This is a genomic window from Agromyces sp. P1_H4 (assembly GCF_056405255.1).
The window spans coordinates 1-10496 of the sequence record NZ_JBFUCL010000108.1; the positions used below are offsets into that span (position 1 = coordinate 1).

10 protein-coding genes are annotated in these 10496 nt (G+C 68.5%); 6 read left to right on the forward strand and 4 right to left on the reverse strand.

Features of this window, described 5'->3' with window-relative positions; genetic code table 11:
- The 3 genes from dhaM to dhaK all read right to left on the reverse strand — a co-directional run.
- A partial coding sequence (gene dhaM / locus AC1DY2_RS08780; protein WP_476762066.1) for a dihydroxyacetone kinase phosphoryl donor subunit DhaM occupies positions 1-674 on the reverse strand: 674 nt, incomplete at its 3' end.
- A 1-nt stretch (position 675) separates the two neighbouring features.
- Positions 676-1323: a dihydroxyacetone kinase subunit DhaL gene (gene dhaL, locus AC1DY2_RS08785; protein WP_476762067.1), complete on the reverse strand. Its 648-nt coding sequence runs from the start codon at positions 1321-1323 to the stop codon at positions 676-678.
- A gap of 10 nt (positions 1324-1333) precedes the next feature.
- The gene (gene dhaK, locus AC1DY2_RS08790) at positions 1334-2335 is read right to left on the reverse strand and encodes a dihydroxyacetone kinase subunit DhaK (RefSeq protein ID WP_476762068.1); all 1002 of its coding nucleotides are present in this window, start codon (positions 2333-2335) and stop codon (positions 1334-1336) included.
- Positions 2336-2600: 265 nt separating this feature from the next.
- Between dhaK and AC1DY2_RS08795 the strand changes: the two genes are divergently transcribed.
- On the forward strand, positions 2601-3326 hold the full coding sequence (locus tag AC1DY2_RS08795) for an MIP/aquaporin family protein (protein WP_476762073.1): 726 nt from the start codon (positions 2601-2603) through the stop codon (positions 3324-3326).
- Positions 3327-3433: 107 nt separating this feature from the next.
- Positions 3434-4948, forward strand: a complete 1515-nt coding sequence (gene glpK, locus AC1DY2_RS08800) for a glycerol kinase GlpK (protein ID WP_476762069.1) — start codon at positions 3434-3436, stop codon at positions 4946-4948.
- A gap of 113 nt (positions 4949-5061) precedes the next feature.
- Here the strand turns inward: glpK and trpD are convergent, their stop codons facing one another.
- Positions 5062-6114, reverse strand: a complete 1053-nt coding sequence (trpD, locus tag AC1DY2_RS08805; protein WP_476762070.1) for an anthranilate phosphoribosyltransferase — start codon at positions 6112-6114, stop codon at positions 5062-5064.
- A gap of 130 nt (positions 6115-6244) precedes the next feature.
- Between trpD and ctaE the strand changes: the two genes are divergently transcribed.
- The 4 genes from ctaE to qcrB are packed head-to-tail and all read left to right on the forward strand — an operon-like array spanning position 6245 to position 10438.
- Positions 6245-6883, forward strand: coding sequence for an aa3-type cytochrome oxidase subunit III (gene ctaE, locus AC1DY2_RS08810; protein WP_309978523.1), 639 nt, complete (start codon positions 6245-6247; stop codon positions 6881-6883).
- Between the two features lie 49 nt (positions 6884-6932).
- On the forward strand, positions 6933-7724 hold the full coding sequence (gene qcrC, locus AC1DY2_RS08815; RefSeq protein WP_309978521.1) for a cytochrome bc1 complex diheme cytochrome c subunit: 792 nt from the start codon (positions 6933-6935) through the stop codon (positions 7722-7724).
- 33 nt (positions 7725-7757) lie between these two features.
- Positions 7758-8834, forward strand: a complete 1077-nt coding sequence (gene qcrA / locus AC1DY2_RS08820; protein WP_476762071.1) for a cytochrome bc1 complex Rieske iron-sulfur subunit — start codon at positions 7758-7760, stop codon at positions 8832-8834.
- Positions 8831-10438 (forward strand): cytochrome bc1 complex cytochrome b subunit, encoded by a 1608-nt coding sequence (gene qcrB / locus AC1DY2_RS08825; RefSeq protein WP_476762072.1) that lies wholly within the window; start codon positions 8831-8833, stop codon positions 10436-10438. The genes qcrA and qcrB overlap by 4 nt, the downstream gene beginning before the upstream one ends.
- Positions 10439-10496: the final 58 nt, after the last annotated feature.

Sequence of the window (10496 nt, forward strand, 5' to 3'; positions counted from 1 at the left end):
GCGGCGATCGCGTCGACGGCCTGCTGACCGGCAGGGTCGTCGCTCGCGATCTCGACGCTCGCGCCCTTCGTCAGGCCGAGCGACATGATGCCGAGGAGGCTCTTCGCGTCGGTTCCGTTCACGGTGACCCGCTGCGGGAACGTGCTCGCCAGTTTCACGAGCTCCGCGGCGGGGCGCGCATGCAGGCCGTCGGCGTTCACCAGCGTCACCATGCGCTGCACCCCGGATGCCTCACCGCCGCCGTCAGCGGGCGCCGCCGTGTCGCCGCCGTGCCCTGAAGGGCCGCCCCGCGCGGACTCCGCCGCCGAGACCACCTGGTCGAGAGGGTCGCCGGCTTCGGCGGCGACCGCGGCCGCCACCCCGCCCTCGACGAGCGGGGCGTCGACGATCCGCACCCGGGCGCGCGCGTCGTCGTCGAGGAAGTCGAGCGCGGTCTCCGCCGTGAGGATCGCCGATCCGAGGTCGCACAGGACGACGACGCCGTCACCGGCGTCCGCTTCGCCGATGGCGGCGCTGACGAGGTCGAAGCTCGTGCCGATGCGTCCGTCATCGGTGCCGCCTGCGGCGACGAGGGCCGCGCTCGGGGCCATCTGGCGAGCGAGTTCGACGAGGCCGTCGGCGATGCGCGCGGAATGCGAGACGAAGACGACGCCGACCTTGCCGGGTGTCCCCACCTCAGGCTCCCGCGGCCGTCGACGCGGTGTCGGCGGCGGCCCTGAGCAGCAGCGCCGTGGACTGCGCCCCGGGGTCGCGGTGACCGGCGGACCGCTCCCCCAGGTAGCTGGCACGCCCCTTGCGGGCGACGAGCGGCTCCGTCGCGACGGCACCGGCCTCAGCGGCCTCGGCCGCGGCGGCGAGCACGGCCGCGGCATCGGCGCCGTTGCCCGCAGCCGACTCCGCGGCGTCGACCGCAGGCGTCCAGGCGTCGATCATGGTCTTGTCGCCCGGCTCCGCCTTGCCGCGCAGTACGATCCCGTCGCGCGCCGCCGCGAGCACGGCTGCGACGGCGGCACCGTCGAGCGTCGCGTCGGAGCCCGCCGCGACGGCCCCCTTCAGGTAGGCGGTGCCGTAGAGCGGACCAGCCGCCCCGCCGACCGTCGAGATGAGCGTCGTCGCGACGAGCTTCAGGACGTCACCCGGGGTGGAGCCGGCGGGCAGGTCGTCGAGTTTGGGCAGGACGGCCTGGAAGCCGCGATCCATGTTCTCCCCGTGGTCGCCGTCGCCGATCTCGCGGTCGAGCGTGAGCAGTTCGACGCGATGCTCGGAGATGACCTCGGCGCTTCGCCTGACCCACGCCACCGCCCAGGTGCTGTCCAGACCCACGGATGCCTCCCTATCGTCCCCAGCGGAGCGCCGCGGTCTGCACCGGGTCGTCCCACAGCCTGATCATCTCGTCGTCGAGCTTGAGGAGCGTGAGCGACATGCCCTGCATCTCGAGGGACGTGATGTAGTTGCCCACGAGCGATCGAGCGATCTCGATGCCGCGTTCCTCGAGCACCTCGGCGGCCCGGCGGTAGGCGAGGTAGAGCTCGACGAGCGGCGTGCCGCCCATGCCGTTCACGAAGAGCAGCACCCGGTCGCCCGAGGCGTACGGGAGGTCTTCGAGGATCGGCTCGAGGAGGCGGTCCACCAGCTGGTCGGCAGGCTCGAGCTTGATCCGCTCTCGACCCGGTTCGCCGTGGATGCCGATGCCGATCTCGATCTCGTCCTCCGCGAGCTGGAAGCTGGGCTCACYGGCGTGGGGAACGATGCACGGGGTGAGCGCCAGCCCCATCGAACGCGCGTTCGCGTTCACGCGCTCGGCGATCTCGGCGACCTCGTCGAGGGAGTCACCGCGTTCGGCGGCCGCGCCGGCGATCTTCTCGACGAGCACGGTGCCGGCGACGCCCCGACGCCCGGCGGTGTACAGCGAGTCCTTCACTGCGACGTCGTCGTTGGTCACCACCGCGCGAACGGTGATGCCGTCGGCCGCCGCCAGGTCGGCCGCGGTCTCGAAGTTCAACACGTCGCCGGTGTAGTTCTTGACGATGTGCAGCACGCCGGCGCCACCGTCGACGGCCTTCGTCGCGGCGAGGATCGGGTCGGGCGTGGGCGACGTGAACACGGCCCCGGGCACCGCGGCATCCAGCATGCCGAAGCCCACGTAGCCGGCGTGCAGGGGCTCGTGCCCGCTGCCGCCGCCGCTCACGATGCCGACCTTGCCGTCGATCGGCGCGTCGGCGCGCACCACGTGGATCGGGTCCATCTCCACGCGCACGAGATCTGCGTGCGCCAGTCCGAAACCGGCGACGGACTCGTCGACGACACGCTTCGGATCGTTGATGATCTTCTTCACGAGCATCCCTTCACCATGGCTGTCGCACGCCACGCGACCGTGCATCGGCGCCGACGCAGCACTCGCGACTCAACCTACGCCCGTCGGGGTCGCCGTGGTAGGAGCATCCGCAAATACAGCGCGCCCATTCCGCGCGGTGCATGGCCTGAGTATGGTGGGCAGTGTTCCGCCCCTGGGCGAAGCCCTCGGGGCCAAGCGAAAAGGATGGAAGGTCGACGTGGACAATCTCGGAATATTGTTCCTCTCGGAACTCGTGGGCACCGCGATGCTGGTGCTCCTCGGCTGCGGTGTCGTGGCCAACGTCGCCCTCGCGAAGACGAAGGGCTTCAACGGCGGGTTCCTCATGGTGACGTTCGGCTGGGGCTTCGCGGTCTTCGCCGGCGTGATCGTCGCCTACGCCTCCGGCGCGCACATCAACCCGGCAGTGACGCTGGGCCTCGTCGCGAACGGTGCGACCGAGTTCGGCAACGCCGCGCTCGACCTCACGGTTCCGGTCAACTTCGTCTCCGTCATCGCCTACATCGGTGCCCAGCTGATCGGCGCCATCATCGGTGCCGTCATCGTCTGGCTCGCCTACAAGCAGCACTTCGATGAGGAGCCCGACCCGGCGCCCAAGCTCGGCACCTTCTCGACGGGTCCCGGCATCCGCAACTACGCATGGAACCTGGTGACCGAGATCATCGGCACGTTCGTCCTGGTCTTCGTCGTGATCGGCTTCGGCCGACAGGGCGATCCCTCCGGACTCGCCTCGCTCGGTGCGCTGCCGGTCGCCCTCCTCGTGGTCGGCATCGGCGTCTCGCTCGGTGGCCCGACCGGATACGCGATCAACCCGGCCCGTGACCTCGGGCCCCGTCTCGCCCACGCGTTCCTCCCCATCAGGGGCAAGGGCGCATCCGACTGGTCCTACTCGTGGGTTCCGGTCGTGGGCCCGATCATCGGCGGCGTCCTGGCCGGCTGGGCGGCGCTCTGGCTGCTGCCGATCATCACCTGACCATCCGGCGGGGCCGGTCCGAACGGGCCGGCCCCGCCGTCTTTCGCACGCAACAGGCCCCCTCGGCATGCGTGCCCACGGGGCATCCGCACAATTGAGAGGAAGTCATGGCCGACTACATCCTGGCGATCGACCAGGGAACGACGAGCACCCGCACGATCATCTTCGACAAGAAGGGGTCGATCGTCGCCACCGGACAGCTCGAGCACGAGCAGATCTTCCCCAGGGCAGGCTGGGTCGAGCACGACCCGCTGGAGATCTGGCGCAACACGCGCGAGGTGATCGGCCAGGCCCTCGGCAAGGCGGACCTCACCCGCCATGACATCGCCGCCGTGGGCATCACCAACCAGCGCGAGACGGCCGTGGTCTGGGACAAGAACACCGGCCAGCCGGTCTACAACGCCATCGTCTGGCAGGACACCCGCACCCAGCCCATCGTCGACCGGCTCGCCGCCGACGGCGGGGTCGAGCGGTTCAAGCAGGATGTCGGCCTGCCGCTCGCCACCTATTTCTCGGGCACGAAGATCGTCTGGATCCTCGAGAACGTCGACGGCGCGCGCGAGAAGGCCGAGGCCGGCGACCTGCTCTTCGGCACCACCGACAGCTGGGTGCTCTGGAACCTCACCGGCGGCGTCGACGGCGGCGTGCACGCCACGGATGTCACGAACGCCAGTCGCACGATGTTCATGGACCTCGAGACGCTCAGCTGGCGCGACGACATCCTCGCCGCGTTCGGCGTGCCGAAGTCCATGATGCCGGCGATCAAGTCGTCGTCCGAGGTCTACGGCACCGTCGAGCCGTCGAGCCTCCTCCGCGAGGTCCCCGTCGCCGGCATCCTGGGCGACCAGCAGGCCGCCACGTTCGGTCAGGCCGCGTTCGACGCCGGCGAGTCGAAGAACACCTACGGCACCGGCAACTTCCTCATCTTCAACACCGACACCGAGGTCGTGCACTCCAAGAACGGACTGCTCACGACGCTGGGCTACAAGCTCGGCGACGCACCGGCCCACTACGCGCTCGAGGGGTCGATCGCCGTGACCGGATCCCTGATCCAGTGGTTGCGCGACAACCTGGGCATGATCTCGAGTGCGGCAGAGGTGGAGGACCTCGCCAAGACGGTGGAGGACAACGGCGGTGCGTACTTCGTGCCTGCCTTCTCCGGACTCTTCGCGCCGTACTGGCGCTCGGACGCCCGCGGGGCGCTCGTCGGCCTCACCCGGTACGTGAACAAGGGCCACATCGCCCGGGCCGCGCTCGAGGCGACGGCGTTCCAGACCCGCGAGGTGCTCGAGGCCGTCAACGCCGACTCCGGGGTGGACCTGACCGAGCTGAAGGTCGACGGCGGCATGATCGCGAACAACACGCTCATGCAGTTCCAGGCCGACATCCTGGGAGTTCCGGTCGTGCGTCCGGTCGTCGCCGAGACGACCGCCCTCGGCGCCGCGTACGCCGCGGGACTGGCCGTGGGATTCTGGTCCGACCTCGACGAGCTCCGCGCGAACTGGCAGGAGGACTCCCGGTGGGAGCCCAAGATGGAGGCCGAGGAGCGCGACCGCCAGATCCGGCTCTGGAAGAAGGCCGTCACGAAGACCTTCGACTGGGTCGACGACGACGTGCGCTGATCACCTGACGACGGGCCCCGCGACATCCGCGGGGCCTGTCGCATGCCCGGCCGCTGTCGCATATGCGCTGTCGCACGCCGGGCTCGCGACAACGTGGCCTGAGTTCAGCGGAGTCAGCGCCTCGTGGCGGCGATCCACTCCTCGAGCTTGCGCGCCGCCGCGCCGCTGTCGATCGCCTCCTCGGCCACCGCCATCTTGTCGCGGAAGCGATCCAGGATCGCCCGCTGGAACTCGGTCGGGTCCTTCGCGAGCGCGAACGACACCAAACCCGCTGCGGCGTTCAGCACGACGATGTCACGTACGGGCCCGCGCTCCCCCGCGAGGACCCGATGCACGATCTCGGCATTGTGCGCGGCATCGCCGCCGACGAGCTGGTCGATGCGCGCGCGCTGGATGCCGAGGTCGCGCGGGTCGAGGTCGTGCTCCTTCACGGTGCCGAGCGAGACCTCCCACATGTGCGAGTGGCCGGTCGTCGTCAGCTCGTCGAGCCCGTCGTCGCCTCGGAAGACGAGCGCGGTCGCGCCGCGGGTCTGGAACACGCCCACGATGAGCGGCACCCGATCGAGATGGGCGACTCCGACGGCGGATGCCTCGGGGCGCGCGGGATTGCACAGCGGGCCGAGGAAGTTGAACACCGTGGGCACGCCGAGTTCGGCCCGTACGGGCCCCGCGTACTTGAAGCCCGGGTGGAACGCGCCGGCGAAGGCGAACGTGATGCCCGCCTCCCCGAGCACCTCGGCGACGCGCTCGGCCGGGAGGGCGAGGTCGAGGCCCAGCGCCGCCAGCACGTCGGACGAGCCCGACGAGGAGCTCGCCGCACGGTTGCCGTGCTTGATCACGGGCACTCCGGATGCCGCGGCGACGACGGAAGCCATGGTCGAGACGTTGACCGTGCCGAAGCGGTCGCCGCCCGTGCCGACGATGTCGAGCGCCATGGGGTCGACCGGCAGTGGCACGGCGTGCTCGAGCACGGCGTCGCGGAAGCCGACGATCTCGTCGACCGTCTCCCCCTTCACCCGCAGCGCGATGAGGAATCCCGCGAGCTGGGCCGGGGTGACGGTGCCCGTCATGACCTGCTCCATGCACCACGCGGCATCCGACACGCTGAGGTCCTCGCCGTCCAGGAGCGCGGAGATGATCGAGGGCCAGGTCTGTTCGGCGGGCATGGCTCGATCCTAGCGAGGGGGTTCAGGGCGGATTCACGGCATGAACCCATCGGAACTTAGGCTTCCCTTACCGTTCGACGTCGAAACGAACGCCGAGGTTGACGAAAACTCAGGCTTGATTTCAGCCATAATGGGGAGCGTGACGAGCACCTCAATCACTTATCAGGCGAGCGCGCCCGTGATCAAGCGACCGAACACCGTTGCGGTGGGCACGATCGTCTGGCTCGGCAGCGAGGTCATGTTCTTCGCGGGGCTGTTCGCGATCTACTTCACGCTGCGGTCGACGTCGCCCGACCTGTGGAACTTCGAGGCCGATCGCCTCAACTTCCCGTTCGCGCTGACGAACACGATCATCCTCGTGCTCTCCTCCTTCACGTGCCAGTTCGGCGTCTTCGCCGCTGAGCGCCTGCAGCCCTATGCGACCGGCTGGAAGCCGACGCAGTGGGGCATGGTCGAGTGGTTCTTCCTCACCTACGCCATGGGCGCCACCTTCGTCGCCGGCCAGATCTGGGAGTACGCCACGCTCGTCTCCGAGGGCATCGCGCTCGACTCGAACTCCTACGGCTCGGCGTTCTACCTCACCACCGGCTTCCACGGCCTGCACGTCACGGGTGGTCTGATCGCGTTCCTCCTCGTCATCGGCCGCGTCTTCGCCGTGAAGAACTTCGGCCACAAGGAGGCGACCAGCGCGATCGTCGTCTCCTACTACTGGCACTTCGTCGATGTCGTCTGGATCGGCCTGTTCCTCGTCATCTACGTCCTCAAATAGAGACAGCAGGAGCTTCACGAACAGCATGCCCGCGAACAGGAAGAAACTGATGAACCGCTCGAAGCGACGCACCGGACGCCGGCACCCGCTCGCCACCGTCGCCCTGCTGGCGCTCGGACTCGTCTTCACCGGCGGGGCGTACGCGGCGCTGAGCACGGGCACCGCCCAGGCCGAGGCCGAGCCGACGTCGCAGGCGACGATCGAAGAGGGCAAGAAGCTCTTCCAGGCCAACTGCGCCACCTGCCACGGCCTCGAGGCACAGGGCACCAACACCGGGCCGAGCCTCATCGGCGTCGGTGCGGCAGCGGTCGACTTCCAGGTCGGCACCGGCCGCATGCCGATGCAGATGCAGGGTCCGCAGGCGCAGCAGAAGCCGCCGCAGTTCGAGGACGAGCAGGTCAAGCAGCTCGCCTACTACGTCGCGTCGCTCGGCCCCGGCCCCGACATCCCCGCCGATCACCTCGTCAACGGCGGCGGCGACGCAGCCAACGGCGCCGAGCTGTTCCGCATCAACTGCGCGATGTGCCACAACGTCGCCGGCGCCGGCGGCGCGCTCACCGAGGGCAAGTTCGCTCCTCCGCTCACCGACGTGTCGGGCGTGCACATCTACGAGGCCATGGTCACCGGCCCCCAGAACATGCCCGTCTTCAACGACCTGAACATCTCGCCGGAAGACAAGCGCGACGTCATCACCTACCTCAAGTACGTGCAGGACAACCGCTCCCCCGGCGGCTTCGAGCTCGGCTCGCTCGGCCCGGTCGCCGAGGGTCTGTTCATCTGGATCTTCGGTCTCGGCGCGATCGTCGCGATCACCGTGTGGATCACGGCGAAATCCAACTAGCGCCCGGCACCGAATACCTCAAGAAGGAGAACCATGGCACAGGACGACCACAGCGGCGCTGATCTCGCCGTTGCCGACTCGTCGCACGCCGCGCACGAACCAGCCGTTTCGCCGGGCACCGCGATCGTCACCACCGACGGGTTCCAGAACCCCGGCTTCCCGCCGCACCGTCCGCGCGTCACCGACGAGGACCCAGGGCGCGAGAAGCGTGCGAGCCGCACGGTCTACACGCTCTTCTACCTGTCGATCGTCGGCAGCGTCTGGGCCGTGGCGGCCTACATGCTGTTCCCCATCGAGTCCAACGACGTCGGCGCGGTTCGCCTGAACAACATGTTCATCGGCCTCGGCGCCACGCTCGCGCTGCTGGGACTCGGCTTCGGCATCGTGCACTGGGGCAAGTCGATCATGGCCGATGTCGAGCTCGCCGACGAGCGGCATCCGGTCGGTGGCTCCCCCGAGACGCAGGCGGCCGCAGTCAAGGTCTTCACCGACGCAGACCGCGAGTCCGGCTTCACCCGTCGATCGGTGATCCGCAACAGCCTCATCGGCGCGCTCATCGCGTTCCCGCTTCCCGCGGTCGTGCTCTTCCGCGGATTCGCACCCCAAGACCAGCTTCCCGTCGAACTGCTCAGCCACACCATGTGGGCCAAGGGCACGCGTCTCACGCTCGACCCGTCGGGCGTGCCGATCAAGGCCGCCGACATCACGATCGGCAGCGCGTTCCACGTCATCCCCGAGGGCCTGGCGGAGCTGGAGCACGGAAAGCTGGAGGAGAAGGCCAAGGCGGCCGTCCTCCTCATGCGCCTCGAGCCGAGTGAGCTCAACCAGGCGCCGGATCGGGAGTCATGGTCGTACGACGGCATCGTCGCCTACTCCAAGATCTGCACGCACGTCGGATGCCCCGTGGCCCTGTACGAGCAGCACACGCATCACCTGCTGTGCCCGTGCCACCAGTCGCAGTTCGACGTGGCCAACCACTGCGAGGTCATCTTCGGCCCCGCCAAGCGCCCGCTGCCGCAGCTTCCGATCGCCGTCGACGATGAGGGCTACCTCATCGCCCAGAGCGACTTCAACGAACCCGTCGGCCCGAGTTTCTGGGAGCGCAGTTGAGTACCATCACCTCTCGCGACGACACGCAGAAGCGGTCGTTCACGGCTGCGGCATCGACCTACGTCAACGACCGCACCAGCCTCGCCGGCTTCGTCAAGGAGCTCGGTCGCAAGGCCTTCCCCGACCACTGGTCGTTCCTCCTCGGCGAGGTCGCGCTCTTCAGCTTCGTCGTCATCCTCATCACCGGCACCTTCCTGACCTTCTTCTTCCAGGCGTCGATGGCCGAGGTCCACTACGACGGCTCGTACGTGCCGCTCAAGGGCGTCGAGATGTCGGTGGCGATGGCGTCGACCCTCGACATCTCGTTCGACATCCGCGGCGGCCTGTTCGTGCGCCAGATGCACCACTGGGGGGCGCTCCTCTTCGTGGCCTCGATCGGCCTGCACATGCTGCGCATCTTCTTCACGGGTGCCTTCCGCAAGCCGCGCGAGCTCAACTGGGTGATCGGCTTCACCATGTTCATCCTCGCGATGGGCGAGGGCTTCACCGGGTACTCCCTCCCCGACGACCTGCTCTCGGGCAACGGCTTGCGCATCATCGACGGCCTGATCAAGGGCATCCCGGTGATCGGAACGTGGACCTCGTTCCTGCTCTTCGGCGGCGAGTTCCCCGGCACCGCGATCGTCGGACGCCTGTACACGCTGCACATCCTGCTGCTGCCGGCGATCCTCGTCGCGCTCATCGCCATCCACCTCGTCTTCGTCGTCGTGCACAAGCACACCCAGTACGCCGCACCCGGCAAGACGCAGCAGAACGCGGTCGGCCCGCCCATCCTGCCGATCTACGCGGCGAAGGCCGGCGGCTTCTTCTTCATCATCTTCGGCGTGCTCGCGCTCATCGCATCGATGTTCACGATCAACCCGATCTGGAGCTACGGGCCGTACGATCCCTCGCCGGTATCGGCGGGCACCCAGCCCGACTGGTACATCGGCTTCGCCGACGGCGCACTGCGTCTCATCCCGCCGGGCTGGGAGTTCGTGTGGCTCGACCGCACCTGGTCGTTCAACATCCTCGTCCCGCTCATCGCGATCGGCATCTTCATCGTCCTCGTGCTGGCCTATCCCTTCATCGAGGCCTGGGTCACCGGAGACAAGCGCGAGCACCACATCGCGGACCGTCCCCGCAATGCCCCGACTCGCACCGCGATCGGCGCTGCCGGCGTCACCTTCTACGCCGGCCTGTGGGCCGCGGCGAGCTCGGACATCCTCGCGACGCACTTCGCGCTGACGATGGAGGGGGTCATCCACGCCCTCCAGGCCGTCGTGGTCATCGGCCCGTTCGTCGCGTACTTCATCACCAAGCGCGTCTGCATCGCGTTGCAGAAGAAGGATCGCGAGATCGTCCTCCACGGGTACGAATCGGGCCGCATCGTGAAGCTGCCCGGTGGCGAGTTCATCGAGGTCCACCAGCCGCTCGACGAGTACGACCGCTGGCGCCTCGTGAGCTACGACGCGTACCAGCCGCTCATGCTGCGGCCGAACGCGCGTGGCAAGATCACGGTCGGCCAGAAGCTCCGTGCGGGCATGTCGCGTTGGTTCTTCGAGGACCGCATCGCACCGGTCACCCGGGGCGAGCTCGAGGCATCGCACTCGACGCATCACTGAGTCACGGCTTCAGACGGAATCGGGCACCGGGCCCATGTCGATCGATTCGACATGGCTC